This is a genomic window from Curtobacterium sp. MCPF17_051, assembly GCF_003234595.1.
In the GTDB taxonomy this organism is placed as follows: Bacteria; Actinomycetota; Actinomycetes; order Actinomycetales; family Microbacteriaceae; genus Curtobacterium; species Curtobacterium flaccumfaciens.
Genome location: NZ_QKSE01000004.1, coordinates 120,588 through 135,356, shown reverse-complemented (window position 1 = coordinate 135,356; position 14,769 = coordinate 120,588). Strand labels below are relative to the sequence as shown.

Genomic DNA, 14,769 nt, shown 5'->3' with positions numbered 1-14,769 from the left:
CGGCTGCTCGGGTGCCGCGCAGCAACCGACCGCGGCGCCCCCGTGGTCGCGACGTCGAGCCTGACGAGGAGACCACCCTCGACCGGCTGATGAGCTCGTGGAAGCGCACCGAGGTCCGTCACGGTCGCGAGTACCAGGTGCAGCCGATCTCGGCCGCGTCGGCGCAGAAGGAGTACATCTGCCCGGGGTGCGGCGGAACGGTCCTGCCCGGCACCGCCCACGTGGTCGTCTGGCGCGCGGACGGCGTGCTCGGTGACGCTGCCGACCTGGCGTCGCGCCGGCACTGGCACAACCACTGCTGGAGCATCGCATGACCGAGCACGACACCGAGATCCGATCCGCCACCGAGTTGCCGGCCCGTCGCACCGAGGTCGAGCTCGTCACGGACGACCACCTGACGCTCGTCGGTGAGCTCGCCGAGCCTGCCGACACCTCGGCTCGCGGAACCATCGTCACGCTCCATCCCCTGCCGACCGCGCACGGGTTCATGGACTCGCACGTGCTCAAGAAGGCTGCCGCACGGTTGCCCGCCCTCGCCGACATCGCGGTGCTGCGGTTCAACTTCCGGTCCGTCACGTCGCCGCGCGGCACCTCCGAGGGCGTCTTCGGCGAGGGTGTGTCCGAGGGCTTCGACCTGCGAGCCGCCGTCGCCGAGGTCATCGACCGCGGCCTGCCGACCCCGTGGCTGGTCGGCTGGTCGTTCGGCACCGAGGTGATCCTCAAGCACGCGCTCGAACACGTCGAGGCAGGCACGGTCGCCGGGGTCGTCCTGCTGTCCCCGCCGCTGCACCGCACCTCGGACGAGGAACTCGTCCGCTGGGCTGCCGTCGGGGTCCCGGTCGTGGCGCTCGTCCCGGAGCACGACGACTTCCTGCAGCCCGAGGCCGCGGCGGCACGGTTCGCGCTCGCCCCGAACGTCCGGGTCGTGGCGGTCGCGGGCGCGAAGCACCTGTGGGTGGGGGAGCGGTACGTGCGGATCGTCCTCGACGCGATCGCCGACCTCGTCGTGCCGGGCAGCGCGCCGCTGCCGACCCACTGGCCCGTCTGACGACGCCCGGAAGGCGCCCTGCGGCTCCCACCTGCACCAGGTGGGACTGCCTGGAGGCGCGGGTCGCGCCTCCGGGCAGTGGACCGTCAGCGTTCGGTCGCGTCCACGTCGTCGTCAGCGTCCGCATCCGACGCTGCGGCGGGCGCCGTGCCGAGCAGGCCCGTGGCGTTCGTGAGGACGCCGCGGAGGTTCTCCAGGTACCCCGCGACGGCTTCGCGTTCGGTCCGGATCGCCGCCAGGCGGTCCTCGGCTTCGGCGATGACGCCGGCGGTGCGCTCCTCGGCGTCGGCGACCATCCGGTGCACGCGGTCCTGCGCGTCGGCGACGATGGTGCGCGCGTGCTCCTGGGCCTCGGCCGTGCTCGTGCGCTCGAGGTCGTCGGCCTCCTGCTGCAGGCGCTCGGCGCGCTCGCGGGCCTCGGTCGCGCGACGCGTGGCCTCGGCGAGCTGCAGGTTCGCCTCGTCCAGGTACTTCTGCGTCTCGGTCACCGTCTCGTGGTGCTTCCGCAGGTAGTCCTGCTCGGCGTCGTCACGTCGGGAAGCGAGCTCCGACTCGAGCGTCGTGCGGGCTTCGTCGCGCTCCCGGGCGATCTCGGCGCGGACCTCGTCGCGCTCCTTCACCAGGGCGGCGCGGGCGGTGTCGATCTCCTGCCGCAGGGCGGTGCGCTCGGCCTCGAGCACCCCGAGCTCGGTGGTGCGGCGGTCGGCGATCTCGGTGTCGACCTCGGCGTGCTCGCGCTCGCGTCGGGCGGCGATGGCGTTCTCGTGCTCACGGAGCGCTCGCTCGGCTGCTGCGTCGGCCTCCGCGCGCTCCTGCGCGATCCGGGCGTCGTGCTCCTCGAGCTCACGGGCGATCCGGTCGGCGGTCTCCTGCACCAGGCGCGCGTTCTCGACGCGCGTCTGTTCCTCGTCGACGCGGAGCTGCGCGCGGGCCGCTTCGACCTCCTGCTCCAGCGCGGTGCGGGCGGCGGCGAGTTCGCGGTCCCACTGGGCGCGGGCGGCGGCGAGTTCCTCGTCGAGCTCGCGGCGGCGGTCGGCGACCTCGCTGTCGAGTTCGGCGCGACGGCGGGTGACCTCGGACTCGAGTTCGGCGCGACCGGTCTCGAGTGCCAGCGCGTGTGCCTGCTGCTCCTCGTCACGCTCACGGTGCCAGGCGGCACGACCCTCGGTGACCTCGCGCTCGAGGGCCTCGCGCCGGGTCGTCTCCTCACGGTCGAGGTCCTCGGTACGGCGGGTGTGGTCGGCTTCGAAGACCGTCCGGCGGTGCTCGGTCTCGCGGTCGAGCTCGGCGGCGGCGGTGCGGGCCTCGGCGGACTCCCGCTGGGCGATCTCGCGCAGTTCTGCGACCTCGTGCTCGACCTGGGCGCGCAGGGCGTTCGTCTCGCGGATGGCGATGGAGCGGACCTCGGCGGCCTCGGTCACGGCGGCACCGCGGATCGCGGCCGCTTCGTTCCGGGCGTCCTGCGTGAGCAGGCCGGCCTCGGCGCGGGCGCGCTCGACGGTGTCGGCTGCCTCGGCGCGGGCGCGGGTGAGCTCGTTGGTGGCGCGGGTACGGGCGTCCTCGAGGGTGTCGCGCGCTTCTTCCTGTGCTTCGCGGACGGTGCGCTCGGCTTCGGTGCGGCTCGAGGCACGGAGCCGCTGGGCGTCGATGTCCGCCTGGCTGATGAGCCGGGTCGACTGCTCCTCGGCCACGCGCAGGGTGGACTCGAGGCGGGTGCCGAGTCCGCTGTACGTGGGGGTGCCGGCTTCGTCGAGCTCGCCCTGCAGCTCGGAGACCCGGGCCTGCAGGAGACGGATCTCCTTCGCGGCGTCGGCGCGGTCGTTGTTCGACTTGATGAGCTCGCGGCGCAGGTCGTTCAGTGCGCGTTCCACCTCGTCGCGGCGGTACCCGCGCAGCTCGGTTCCGAACTCGGCCTCGTCGTTCGCCACGTGTCGCTCCTGGGGTCGGCAGCGGGCCAGGTTCGGCCCGCTGCCGATTGTAGTGGGGGCCGGAGCGGGGCGTCTGAGTCCGGCGACAGCGCGGATTGATGCACTGTCCAGCGTTGCTCGCTATCCTGAGTCGCTGATTCGCGCGCCGACATCCCCACCCCGGCGCGGTAGGGAGAGAGTTCGTGCGATTCGTCCTGGCGATCGTCAGTTTCGTCATCGGTCTGCTGCTCGTGGCGCTGGCGGTGGGACAGCGGACCGTGTTCGCGCCGCCGTCCTCGCTCGTGGCCGAGAGCTCGACGACCAGTTCCGCCCCGGTGACGGTGATCCCGGGGACGACCCTCAACGCCAACCCCGGCTACCAGCGCATCAACGTGTCCGGCTCCGGCAAGGTCTTCGCGGCCTACGGCAAGACCGCCGACGTCGACGCCTGGATCGGTGACGCCGAGCACACCACGCTCCGCTTCGACGCCGAGAAGGGTTCGCTCGTCGGGTCGACCACGGGCAGCGAGACCAGCGTCCCCTCGCCCGGGGGCAGCGACCTCTGGTACCAGGAGTACGACGGCGCCGGGCAGTTCACCGTGCGTCTGCCGCAGGACGTCTCGGTGCTGGTCGTCAGCGACGGCAAGGCCGCGGCCCCGAACGACGTGTCCGTCACCTGGCCGCAGGACACCGCGACCCCGGCGGTCGGTCCGCTGCTCGTGGCCGGTGGCGTGTTCGTCGTCGGAGGCCTCGTGCTGCTCGTCCTCGCGTTCCTGCACCAGCGCCGCGGCCGCGGTCCCCGTCGCCGCAGTGGGGGCAGCCGGCCGCCGCGGGTGCGCGCCTCGCGCCGTGCTGCCGCAGCCGGTGCGCAGGTGCCGCGTCCTGGTCGCCGCGGCTCGCGCGCCTTCGTCGGCGTGCCGGTGCTGCTCGTCGGTGCCCTGACCCTGGCCGGCTGTTCCTCGGACTACTGGCCGCAGGGCGGCGACCCGTCGCTCGCCACGCCGACCCCGACGGCCACTGCCACGGGGGCTGCGGAGACGACCGAGCCGACGGCTGCGACCAAGCAGCAGATCACCCGCGTCGTGCAGCGCACCGCCGCCGTGGCGAAGCAGGCTGACGAGACCCGCGACAGCAGGCTCGCCGGGACCCGTTTCACGGGCGCCGCGCTCGAGCTGCGCGAGGCGAACTACGCGATCCGCGCGAAGGACACGGACGTCAAGGCGCCGCCGGCGATCTCGGCCGCGCAGGTGTGCGTCGCGCTGCCGCAGCAGACCGACAGCTGGCCGCGCACGGTCTTCACGATCGTCGCCGAGGACTGCGACGCCAAGTCGGCCCCGCAGGCCCTGACCCTGGTGCAGGACACCGCTCGCGATCCGTACAAGGTGGCGTACGACGTCTCGCTCGAGGCCGACGCGAAGATCCCGAGCCTCGCGCCGACGACGATCGGTGCCGCACTGCTCGCGCCGGAGTCGAAGCTCCTGACGATCCAGCCCGACCAGGTCGCGACCGCGTACGGCGACATCCTGTCGAAGGACACCGCCAGCGAGTACGCCGACCTGTTCGCGAGCGAGGGTGATGCGCTCCGCACCACCATCGGCAAGGCGTACAAGGACAAGAAGGCCAAGGCCCTGCCGGACACGGCGAAGATCGAGTACTCGTCCGAGGTCCCGGCCGACTCCGCCGTCGCCATCGCGACCGACGACGCCGGTGCCCTGGTCTCCGCCGACCTGGACGAGGTCGAGAAGGTGACCCCGACCGCGTCGGGCGCCGAGGTGAACACCGAGGGTGCCGTCAAGGCACTGTCCGGCGTGGACACGAGCAAGAAGGGCATCAGCGCGACCTACAGCGTCCAGCTGCTCTTCTACGTGCCGCCGGTCGCCTCGGATGGCAAAGTGGTCCTGCTCGGGTTCACACAGGGCCTGACCGCAGCGAGTGAGGTGCAATGAGCAACATCCCCCCGACCCCGTCCGGGCTCCGCGGAGCCGTGGACCTGTCGTCCCTCGTCGACCGCGCACAGCGGCCGCCCCAGCCGTCCGGTGCTCCGGCCCCGGCGGGTTCCACTGGCGGTGCCGTGCCCGGTACCGAAGCCGACACCGCGAACGGCGCCGACCTGACGGTGCCGTCGCTCGTGATCGACGTCACCGATGCGACGTTCCAGGACGTCCTGCAGCTGTCGACCGTCGTCCCGGTCATCGTGGACATCTGGGCCGAGTGGTGTGGGCCGTGCAAGCAGCTCTCGCCGATCCTCGAGCAGCTCACCGCGGAGTACGACGGCCGCGTGGTGCTCGCCAAGGTGGATGCCGACACGAACCCGCAGCTCGTGCAGGCGTTCCAGGCGCAGTCGATCCCGACCGTGGCCGCCGTGATCGGCGGACGCCCGCTCGGGCTCTTCGTCGGGGCACTGCCCGAGGCGCAGGTCCGCGACGTCTACGAGCAGGTGCTCCAGGCGGCCGAGCAGAACGGCGTGACCGGTCGCGTCACCGTCGACGGCGGAGCGGCCCCCACCGACGCCGAGCAGGGCGAGCCGGAGCCGGAGCCGCTCCCGCCGCACCACCAGGCCGCGTACGACGCGATCGAGCGGGGTGACTACGCCACCGCCATCGAGGAGTACAAGACCGCGATCCTGCAGGACCCGCACGACCAGATGGCCGTCGCCGGCCTCGCACAGGTGTCGCTGCTCGACCGGCTCAACGGCCGGACGGCCGACGAAATCCGTGCGGCAGCGGCCGCCGGCCCGCAGGACGTCCAGGCGCAGCTGGCGGTCGCCGACCTCGACATCTCGGGCGGGCACGTCGACGACGCATTCGGGCGTCTGCTCGACCTCGTGCCGACGGTGTTCGGCGATGACCGCGAGGCCCTGCGTGTCCGGCTCGTCGAGTACTTCGAGCTCATCGGCAGCGAGGACCCGCGCGTCGTCGCGGCGCGTCGTCGCCTGGCGAACGCCCTGTACTAGACCCGGCAGGGTCCTCGCGGCGGAGAAGACGCCGTCGTCACACCGAGACGCCGCCGGACCCGGCGGCGTCTCGGTGTGTCCGGGGCGTCTCGAGGACACGACGGCGTCTCGCGCATCACGGTGGACGCGGCGTCGGACAGACGGGAGGCCCGGTGCCAGCTGGCACCGGGCCTCCCGTCTGTCGGTCGATCGCGTCGCGGTCGCTGGCCGGGCTACTGGGCCAGCTTCAGCCAGACGGCACCGAGCGGCGGGACCACGAGGTGCGCTGAGGCCGGGCGGCCCGCCCACGGGGTGTCCTCCGCCGTGACGACGCCGAGGTTGCCGACCCCGGAGCCGCCGTACTCGGCCGCGTCGGTATTGAGCACCTCGTGCCACTCGCCCGCTGTCGGCAGCCCGAAGCGGCGCTCCACCGGCACGCCGGAGAAGTTCACGAACACCGCGACCCGGTCGTCGCCGTCCTTCCGCAGGAACCCGAGGGTCGAGTGCGGTGCGTCGCCGCCCTCGAGCCACTCGAAGCCGTCGGCCGTCGAGTCGTGCGTCCAGAGCGCCGGGGAGTCCTTGTACACGCGGTTGAGCTCCGCGACGAGGTCCTGCACACCGCGGTGGCCGGGCTGGTCGAGGAGCCACCAGTCGAGGCCCTTCGCCTCGGACCACTCGGAGGGCTGCGCGAACTCCTGGCCCATGAAGAGCAGCTGCTTGCCGGGGTGCGCCCACATGAACGCCAGGTAGGCGCGCACGTTGGCGAGCTTCTGCCACTCGTCGCCGGGCATCTTGCCGTACAGGGAACCCTTGCCGTGCACGACCTCGTCGTGGCTGATCGGCAGGGTGAACTGCTCGCTGAAGGCGTAGACGAACGAGAACGTGATCTCGTCGTGGTGGTAGCTGCGGTACGCGGGGTCGCGCTGCACGTACTCGAGCGAGTCGTGCATCCAGCCCATGTTCCACTTCTGCCCGAAGCCGAGCCCGCCGGCGCTCGTCGGCTGCGTCACGCCCGGCCACGAGGTGCTCTCCTCCGCGATCATCACGATGCCGGGGTAGCGCTTGTACGCCGTCGCGTTCGTCTCCTGCAGGAACGAGATCGCGTCGAGGTTCTCGCGGCCGCCGTGGATGTTCGGCAGCCAGTCGGTGCGGGAGTAGTCGAGGTACAGCATCGAGGCCACCGCGTCGACCCGCAGGCCGTCGATGTGGAACTCCTCGAACCAGTACAGCGCGTTCGCGACCAGGAAGTTGCGCACCTGCGGCTGTCCGAAGTCGAACACGTAGGTGCCCCAGTCGAGCTGCTCGCCGCGGCGGGGGTCCGGGTGCTCGAACAGCGCGTAGCCGTCGAAGCGCCCGAGGGCCCACTCGTCCTTCGGGAAGTGTCCGGGGACCCAGTCCATGATCACGCCGATGCCCGCGGAGTGCAGACGGTCGATCAGGTAGCGCAGGTCGTCCGGCGAACCGAAGCGCGCGGTCGGTGCGTAGTACCCGGTGACCTGGTAGCCCCACGAGCCGCCGAACGGGTGCTCGGCGAGCGGCAGGAACTCCACGTGGGTGAAGCCGGTGTACTCCATGTGGCCGATGAGCTGGTCGGCGACCTCGCGGTACGACAGGCCGGGGCGCCAGGAGCCGAGGTGCACCTCGTAGACGCTCATCGGAGCGTCGTGCGTGGTGGTCTGGGCGCGGCGCTCCATCCAGGCGGCGTCGCCCTCGGACCACGTGTACGTGGACTCGGTGACGACCGAAGCCGTCGCCGGGGCGATCTCGGCTTCGCGGGCGAACGGGTCGGCGCGTTCCACCCACCCGGAGTCGGTGAGGATCTGGAACTTGTAGCGCTGGCCGACGACGGCGCCGGGCCAGAACAGCTCCCAGACGCCGAGGTCGCTCAGACGGCGCATCGCGGTGGTGCGGCCTTCCCAGCCCTCGAAGTCGCCGATCACGCGGACGGCGGTCGCCCGAGGTGCCCAGACGGCGAACGCGACGCCGTCGACCCCGTCGACGGTGCGGGCGTGTGCGCCGAGGTGGTGCCAGAGCTGCTCGTCACGGCCCTCGCCGAACAGGTGCAGGTCGAGCTCGCCGAGCGTCGGGGCGAACCGGTACGCGTCGTCGGTGGTCCACGTGGCGTCGTCCTCGTCCGTGGACTCGTCGTAGTCGTACTCCGACTCGACGCGGTAGCGACCGAGCGGGCCGGCGGTGGCGCCGGCCCAGAGCCCGTCGCCCTCGTGCGTGAGCTCGATGTCGTCGCCGTCGGGGCGGACGATCCGTACCGCACGGGCCAGGTGCCGGACGACGCGGACGCTGGTGCCGCCGTCGACCGGGTGCGGGCCGAGCACGTCGTGCGGCTGGGACCAGCGGCCCTCGGCCACCTGCAGACGCAGCCAGTCCTCGATCGGAGCCGGACGCGGATCCGTGGACGTACCGGCGGCGGCCGGAGCCGAGGCAGCCGCGGTGGGGGCGACCGGAGCCTCGACGGAGGCCGGCCGGACCACGGGCGCGGCGCCCCCGGTCGGGGCCGTCGGGGTGTCGGACGCCGAGGCGGCTGCGACGGACGGCTGCCGCGGGTGCGTCGGATCGGCGGGGTGCCCGGCGAGCGTGGCGGACTCCGCCACCCCGCGGTCGGGCGCCTCGCGCTGCGCCGGCGGGGCTCCGGGCAGGTCCTCGTCGGGCGCGGACACCTTCGGTTCGTACCGCGGCACGGCCGGCGGCGGAGGCGGCACCGGCGGGACGGCCGGTCCGCGCTTCGTGGGGTCGGTCGGGTCGTTGGTCATCGGTGGGGTCCTTCCACGACGAGCAGGTGCACGGGCTCCTGGAACGCATCCAGGCGGACGTAGTTCGACGCGCCCCAGGTCCAGCGCTGACCGGTCACGACGTCACGGACGTCGAACAGGCCCTCGGTCGGCAGACCGAGTGCGGCCAGGTCCAGGTGCACGGTGGTCTCACGGGCGGAGTGCGGGTCGACGTTGGCGACCACGATCACGGTGTCGGGGCGTCCTGACCGGATGTACTCGCCCGACAGGTGCTTCGAGTAGACGACGATCGCCGGGTCCTCGGCGGCGTGCACGTGCAGGTTCCGCAGCTGTCGGAGCGCGGGGTGCGCCTGCCGGAAGCGGTTGAGCATCGTGACGTACGGCGCGAGCGACGCACCTTCGGCCTCGGCCAGGGCGAAGTCACGCGGCTTGTACTCGTACTTCTCGTTGTCGATGTTCTCTTCGGAGCCCGGTCGGGCGACGTCCTCGAAGAGCTCGTAGCCGGCGTACATGCCCCACGTCGGTGCACCGGTGGCGGCGAGCGCCGCGCGCACCTTGTAGCCGGCACGGCCGCCGAACTGCAGGTACTCGGTGAGGATGTCGGGGGTGTTCACGAAGAGGTTCGGGCGCAGGTAGTCGCTCGTCTCGTGGGAGAGCTCCGTGAAGTAGTCCTCGATCTCGTCCTTGGTGTTGCGCCAGGTGAAGTACGAGTACGACTGCTGGAACCCGGCTTCGGCGAGCGCGCGCATCATCGCCGGGCGGGTGAACGCCTCGGCGAGGAACACGGTGTCGGGGTGCTCGTCGCGGATCTCACGGATGACCCGCTCCCAGAACCAGAGCGGCTTGGTGTGCGGGTTGTCGACGCGGAAGATCCGGATGCCGAAGTCGATCCAGTGGCGCAGCACGCGCTCGACCTCGGTGACCAGGCCCTCGGGGTCGGTGTCGAACTGGATCGGGTAGATGTCCTGGTAGCGCTTCGGCGGGTTCTCGGCGGTCGCGATGGAGCCGTCGGCACGCTGTGTGAACCACTCCGGGTGCTGGGTGACCCAGGGATGGTCGGGGGAGCACTGCAGTGCGAAGTCGAGCGCCACTTCCATGCCGGTGTTCTTCGCCGTCTCGACGAAGCCGCGGAAGTCGTCCTCGGTGCCGAGGTCGGGGTGGATCGCGTCGTGCCCGCCCTCGGGAGAGCCGATCGCCCAGGGACTGCCGGGGTCGTTCGGCCCGGGCGTGAGGGTGTTGTTCGGCCCCTTGCGGGCGGTGGTGCCGATGGGGTGGATCGGCGGCAGGTAGATGACGTCGAAGCCCATCCGGGCGACGGCGGGCAGACGGCGGGCCGCGGTGCGGAAGTCGCCGCTCTTCCAGGAGCCGTCGGGGTTCTTCTTCGCGCCTTCCGAGCGGGGGAAGAACTCGTACCAGGCACCGACGCCGGCGCGGGTGCGTTCGACGTCGAGCAGCTGGGTGGCGGAGTGCGTGCGGAGCGAGGTGAGCGGTGCTTCCTCGACCTCGGCGACGATGCGCGGGTCGTCGACGGCGGCCAGGCGTTCGGCCGGGTCGAGGTCGGTGTCACGGACGCGTGCGGCGGCACGGGTGGCGGCGGGGGAGTCGGTCTCCTCGGCCAGTCGGTCGAGCAGCACGGCGCCGTCGAGCAGGGTCGCCTCGGTGTCGACACTGGCCGCGATCTTCAGGCGTGCGCCGTGCAGCCAGCTCGCCCAGTCGTCTGAGTACGACTCGACGTGCCAGGTCCAGACGCCGACGTGGTCGACCTGCACCGTGGCTTCGTAGCGGTCGGTGCCGGGGGCACCGAGGGTCATGGGGACGGTGCGGGTTCCACCGTCTGGGCGTTCGAGGACGAGGTCTGCGCCGATGATGCCGTGTCCTTCTCGGAAGACGGTTGCACCGAACGTGATCACCTCGCCGTCGAATGCCTTGCCGGGGAAGCCGTTCGGCGTCCTCGGGGCGAGCTCGGTGATCGGGATGCGCCCGATCTTCGGGCGGCGGGGTCGGTCTGCGGTGGCCACGGAAGCGACGCTACCCGGCGGGCGGCTCCGCGTTCCCCGGAATCGGCCCGCTGTGGCGGGCCGGGCGCGCCGTGGAGCCTGTGGAGGACCGGACGCCAGGCCCGTGGCGGAGCCGCCAGGGGCCTGGCGTCCCGCGGCCGGTCGCGGCGCCGGGCCGCACCCGACTGCTCGGCGCTACGCCACCTCGAACAGGTGGATGCCGGGGCCGTAGGCGGTGAAGACCTGCCCGGCAGGTCGGAGGCGCTCGTGGTCGCGGTGCTTCTCGCTCGACCAGGCCAGCCGGTACCCGAGGACGTCCTCGCGCACCGGCAGGGTCAGGTCGCGGGTGCGGCCGCTGCCGTGCACCACCACCAGGACGCGGTCGAAGGGCTCGTGTTCGGGCGTCGACTCGACGAAGTACTGCAGGGCGCGGTGCACCGGCTGGTCCCAGCCCTCGATCGTCATCGGGTGCCCGTCGGGTCCGTACCAGGACATCCGCGAGGCCCCCGGGGTCTCCTGCCCCTCGACGCCGAAGCGGGTGGGTCGGAGCGACGGGTGCGCCTGCCGGAACCGGGCCAGCGCGGCGACGGCCTCGGTCATCGCCTCAGCGTCCTCGTCGTCGGACCAGTCCACCGGGGTCAGGTCGTCGGACACCACGTAGGCGTTGTTGTTGCCGTGCTGCGTGCGGCTCCGCTCGTCACCGGCGGTGAGCATCGGCACCCCGGCGGACAGCATCAGCGTCGCCACCAGGTTGCGCATCGACCGACCACGCGCGGCGCGGACCCCGCGGTCGGCGGTGTCACCCTCGATGCCGTGGTTGAACGAGCGGTTGTCGTTCGAGCCGTCACGGTTGTCCTCGCCGTTGGCCTCGTTGTGCTTGCCGTCGTACGACACCAGGTCGAGCAGGGTGAAGCCGTCGTGCGCGGTGACGAAGTTGACGCTCGCCAGCGGGCCGCGGTCGGCGCCGAAGACGTGACGCGAGCCGGTCAGGGCTCCGGCGAGCGCGCCGATCCCGGTCTGCGGCAGGCCGGTGCGGCGCTCCTCGGCGATGTCGGTGAGCCAGAACTGGCGGACCGTGTTGCGGAACCCGTCGTTCCACTCGCTCGTGCGCTGGCCGGCCGCGCCGAACGCCCCGGTCTTCCAGCCGTCCGGGCCGACGTCCCACGGCTCGGCGATCACCAGGGTGTCCTGCAGGTCGGGGTGGTTCCGGATGCGCTCGAGCAGCGGGTGCGACGGGTCGAAGCGGTGCTCGCCGTCGCGGGCGAGGGCGGCCATCAGGTCGAAGCGGAACCCGTCGACCTGCACCTCGCGCGCCCAGTACACCAGGCTGTCGACGACGAGGTCCGCCGTCGCCTCGACCGAGGTGTCGAGCGTGTTCCCGCACCCGGTGGTGTCGTAGTAGGTGTCCCGGCGGGGCGGGTCGGTCTGCGCCCAGCGGTAGCGGTTCGCACCGTCGATGCCACGCAGGCTCGTCGTCGGACCACCCAGGCCCTCTTCCGCGGTGTGGTTGTAGACGACGTCCAGGACGACCTGGATGCCGGCCTCGTGCAGCAGCCGGACCATGCCCTTGAACTCGCGCAGGACGGCGTCGGCGCCCTCCTGCTGCGCAGGCGCCGAGGCGTGCGCGGCGTGCGGGGCGAAGAAACCGAGCGTGTTGTAGCCCCAGGCGTTCTGACGACCGGCGTCGCGGAGCCACCGCTCGGTGTCGAACGCCTGCACGGGCAGCAGCTCGAGCGTGGTGACGCCGATGCGGAGCAGGTGCGCGATCGTGGTCTCGTGGGCGACCCCGGCGTACGTGCCGCGCAGGTGCTCCGGCAGGTGCGGGTTCGCTGCCGTCAGGGTGCGGACGTTCGCCTCGTACACGACGGCGCGGTCGAGCGGGACCTGCGGCTTCACGACGCCGCCCCAGTCGAAGGCGCCGTCGACGACCACGCTGGTCCAGCGGGGACCGGCCGCTTCTTCGTCGCCGGTCGGCAGGATGCCCCGCGCGTACGGGTCGAGCAGCGGACGCGTCGGGTCGAACTCGTGCCGCGGCCCGACCGGCCCGTCGACGAGCAGGTGGTAGCGGTCGCCGGGCATGATCCCGGGGACCTCGCCGGTCCACACGTCCGTGTCCGGCACCCGCTCGAGCGGGTGTCGGGTCGGCCGGCCGTCGGTGCGGTCGGCACCGTCCGCGCCGTCGGCGCTTCCCGCGCTCGCCACGACCAGGACGACGCCCGTCGCCGTCGCGGACCGCAGGGTGAACCGGGGGACGGTCCCGCCCAGGGAGAACCCCGGCGTGAGGTCGATCGCTGTCTCGTGCACGCGACAAGGGTACGAGGACCGGCGCGTATCCTGGACACTGCTCGATCCAGGGGGTGCATTTGTCGGTCTACCTCGACCACGCCGCGACGACGCCGATCCTGCCGGAGGCGCTCGCCGCCTTCACCGATGCCCTGGGCACCGTCGGCAACCCGTCGTCCATCCACAGCGCCGGTCAGCGCGCCAAGATGCTGCTCGAGGACGGCCGCGCCGCCGTCGCCCGCTCGCTCGACGCCGACCCGGTGGAGGTCGTGTTCACCTCCGGCGGCACCGAGAGCATCAACCTCGCCGTGAAGGGCCTGTTCTGGGCTCGCCAGCGCGACCGCCGGCGGCCCCGCATCGTCGTCCCGGGTGGCGAGCACCACGCCACCGTCGACACCTTGACCTGGCTGGAGACGCACGAGGGCGCCGTCATCGACGTGGTCCCGTTGGACGCGCAGGGTCGCGTCGACCTCGCCGGACTGGAGGCGCGGCTCGCCGACGCCTCGGACGTCGCCCTGGTCACGTTCCTGTGGGCGAACAACGAGGTGGGCACCATCCAGCCCGTGTCACGGATCGTCGAGCTCGCGCACGCCTCCGGCGTGCCCGTGCACAGCGACACGGTCGCCGCCTATGGGCAGGTGCCGGTGTCGTTCGCCGGGTCCGGCCTCGACGCGCTCAGCGTCTCCGCGCACAAGGTCGGTGGGCCCGTCGGGATCGGTGCGCTCGTGCTCGGACGGAAGGCCACCGTCGAGCCCCTCATCCACGGTGGTGGGCAGCAGCGGCAGGTGCGGAGCGGCACGCAGGACGCCCCGGCGGCTGCGGCCTTCGGCGTGGCGGCCAGCGCGGTCGTCGCCGAGCCGATGCCGCACCCGTCGCTCGTCGCCCTGCGGGACCGGCTGATCGCCGGGGTCCGTGCAGCCGTGCCGTCAGCGGTGCTGATGGGGGACCCCGTCGACCGGCTGCCGGGCAACGCGCACTTCACGTTCCCCGGGTGCGAGGGCGACTCGCTCCTGTTCCTGCTCGACGCCGCCGGGGTCGCGGTCTCGACCGGATCGGCGTGCCAGGCCGGTGTGCCCGAGGCGTCGCACGTGCTGCTCGCGATGGGGCTGTCGGAGCAGGACGCCCGTGGTGCGCTCCGGATCACGCTCGGCCACACGACCACCGATGCCGACGTCGACGCGTTCCTGGCGGCGCTGCCGGATGCCGTCGCACGGGCCGGTGCCGCGGGGATGGCGTCGAGGGAGCCGCTGCTCGGGCGGTAGTGGTTGACTCCGGGCATGCTTCGCTCGTCCGCCGTGTGGGTCGTCTTCGCCCTGCTCGGCATCGTGTTCTTCGGGGTCTCGGTCGCGCTGTTCGCCCAGGCGGGATCCCGGCCCTTCGGGTTCGTCACCCTCGTCTGCGCGGTCGTCGTCCTGGTCAGTGCCTGGGTGGGACACCGGCGATCTCGGCTGCGACGCTGACGCCGGTCCCCTTCCAGGGCATACTGCTGCTCGTGGTGCTGGGGCAGGACGACGTACACGACGCAGGGGACGTCCGCCGTCCAGCGCGCGTCAGACCGCCGCGGGACGACAACTGGTACCGCTCGACCGAGTGGAACGACGAGATCGCTGCGGCGTTCGAAGCGAAGCTCGCACGTGCGCGCCAGTAGCTTGATCTCGTGACCACTCCGAGACCAGAGGGCAGCGCCGACCTGGTGGGCCTGCTCGTCGGTGATCCGCTCGCTCTCATCGGGATCGTCCTGCTCGTGGCCGCAGGAAGGACACCGACTGCCGTCCTCGGGGCCGCGATGCTCCTCTCCGGCACGATGCTGGTGTGCACCGCTCTGCTCATCCGAGGGCTGCGCCGGGAGCGCTGA

11 protein-coding genes are annotated in these 14,769 nt (G+C 72.2%); 7 read left to right on the top strand and 4 right to left on the bottom strand.

Annotated elements, in window-relative coordinates; all coding sequences use genetic code 11:
* Window positions 1-11 precede the first annotated feature (11 nt).
* Together DEJ35_RS04415 and DEJ35_RS04410 are read left to right on the top strand one after the other, a co-directional pair.
* Window positions 12-314 carry a hypothetical protein gene (locus DEJ35_RS04415; protein ID WP_111103455.1) on the top strand — a complete coding sequence of 101 codons (303 nt, stop codon included), beginning with the start codon at window positions 12-14 and terminating at the stop codon, window positions 312-314.
* On the top strand, window positions 311-1,048 hold the full coding sequence (locus tag DEJ35_RS04410) for an alpha/beta hydrolase (protein WP_110859082.1): 738 nt from the start codon (window positions 311-313) through the stop codon (window positions 1,046-1,048). The genes DEJ35_RS04415 and DEJ35_RS04410 overlap by 4 nt, the downstream gene beginning before the upstream one ends.
* A gap of 86 nt (window positions 1,049-1,134) precedes the next feature.
* Here DEJ35_RS04410 and DEJ35_RS04405 read toward each other — a convergent pair whose 3' ends face one another.
* A complete protein-coding gene (locus DEJ35_RS04405; protein WP_181419988.1) occupies window positions 1,135-2,976 on the bottom strand; it encodes a hypothetical protein in 1,842 nt (613 codons plus the stop codon).
* A gap of 182 nt (window positions 2,977-3,158) precedes the next feature.
* Here DEJ35_RS04405 and DEJ35_RS04400 point away from each other — a divergent pair, with 182 nt between their 5' ends.
* Together DEJ35_RS04400 and DEJ35_RS04395 are read left to right on the top strand one after the other, a co-directional pair.
* Entirely contained in the window at window positions 3,159-4,901 is a 1,743-nt protein-coding gene (locus tag DEJ35_RS04400; protein ID WP_110859081.1) for a hypothetical protein, read from the top strand.
* Window positions 4,898-5,908 (top strand): tetratricopeptide repeat protein, encoded by a 1,011-nt coding sequence (locus DEJ35_RS04395; protein ID WP_111192124.1) that lies wholly within the window; start codon window positions 4,898-4,900, stop codon window positions 5,906-5,908. Before DEJ35_RS04400 ends, DEJ35_RS04395 begins: the two co-directional genes overlap by 4 nt.
* A gap of 212 nt (window positions 5,909-6,120) precedes the next feature.
* On the opposite strand, the gene glgB is transcribed toward DEJ35_RS04395, so the two are convergent.
* The 3 genes from glgB to DEJ35_RS04380 all read right to left on the bottom strand — a co-directional run bounded on the left by glgB (window position 6,121) and on the right by DEJ35_RS04380 (window position 12,935).
* Entirely contained in the window at window positions 6,121-8,655 is a 2,535-nt protein-coding gene (gene glgB / locus DEJ35_RS04390; protein ID WP_111090470.1) for a 1,4-alpha-glucan branching protein GlgB, read from the bottom strand.
* Window positions 8,652-10,652 carry an alpha-1,4-glucan--maltose-1-phosphate maltosyltransferase gene (locus tag DEJ35_RS04385; RefSeq protein ID WP_181419987.1) on the bottom strand — a complete coding sequence of 667 codons (2,001 nt, stop codon included), beginning with the start codon at window positions 10,650-10,652 and terminating at the stop codon, window positions 8,652-8,654. The genes glgB and DEJ35_RS04385 overlap by 4 nt, the downstream gene beginning before the upstream one ends.
* 174 nt (window positions 10,653-10,826) lie before the next feature.
* Complete coding sequence (locus tag DEJ35_RS04380; RefSeq protein WP_111192123.1) at window positions 10,827-12,935, bottom strand: glycogen-debranching protein; 2,109 nt, start codon at window positions 12,933-12,935, stop codon at window positions 10,827-10,829.
* A 59-nt stretch (window positions 12,936-12,994) separates the two neighbouring features.
* On the opposite strand from DEJ35_RS04380, the gene DEJ35_RS04375 reads away from it, so the two are divergent.
* The 3 genes from DEJ35_RS04375 (at window position 12,995) to DEJ35_RS16945 (ending at window position 14,769) form a co-directional block, all read left to right on the top strand.
* Window positions 12,995-14,176, top strand: a complete 1,182-nt coding sequence (locus DEJ35_RS04375) for a cysteine desulfurase family protein (RefSeq protein ID WP_111090469.1) — start codon at window positions 12,995-12,997, stop codon at window positions 14,174-14,176.
* 15 nt (window positions 14,177-14,191) lie between these two features.
* Complete coding sequence (locus DEJ35_RS04370) at window positions 14,192-14,374, top strand: hypothetical protein (protein WP_110859076.1); 183 nt, start codon at window positions 14,192-14,194, stop codon at window positions 14,372-14,374.
* A 197-nt stretch (window positions 14,375-14,571) separates the two neighbouring features.
* Window positions 14,572-14,769 carry a hypothetical protein gene (locus DEJ35_RS16945; RefSeq protein WP_111090468.1) on the top strand — a complete coding sequence of 66 codons (198 nt, stop codon included), beginning with the start codon at window positions 14,572-14,574 and terminating at the stop codon, window positions 14,767-14,769.

Excerpts from the sequence above, each read along its gene's own strand:
- DEJ35_RS04410 (WP_110859082.1), top strand. The coding sequence starts at position 311 with ATGACCGAGCACGACACCGAGATCCGATCCGCCACCGAGTTGCCGGCC.
- DEJ35_RS04395 (WP_111192124.1), top strand. The coding sequence starts at position 4,898 with ATGAGCAACATCCCCCCGACCCCGTCCGGGCTCCGCGGAGCCGTGGAC.
- glgB (WP_111090470.1), bottom strand. The coding sequence starts at position 8,655 with ATGACCAACGACCCGACCGACCCCACGAAGCGCGGACCGGCCGTCCCG.
- DEJ35_RS04370 (WP_110859076.1), top strand. The coding sequence starts at position 14,192 with ATGCTTCGCTCGTCCGCCGTGTGGGTCGTCTTCGCCCTGCTCGGCATC.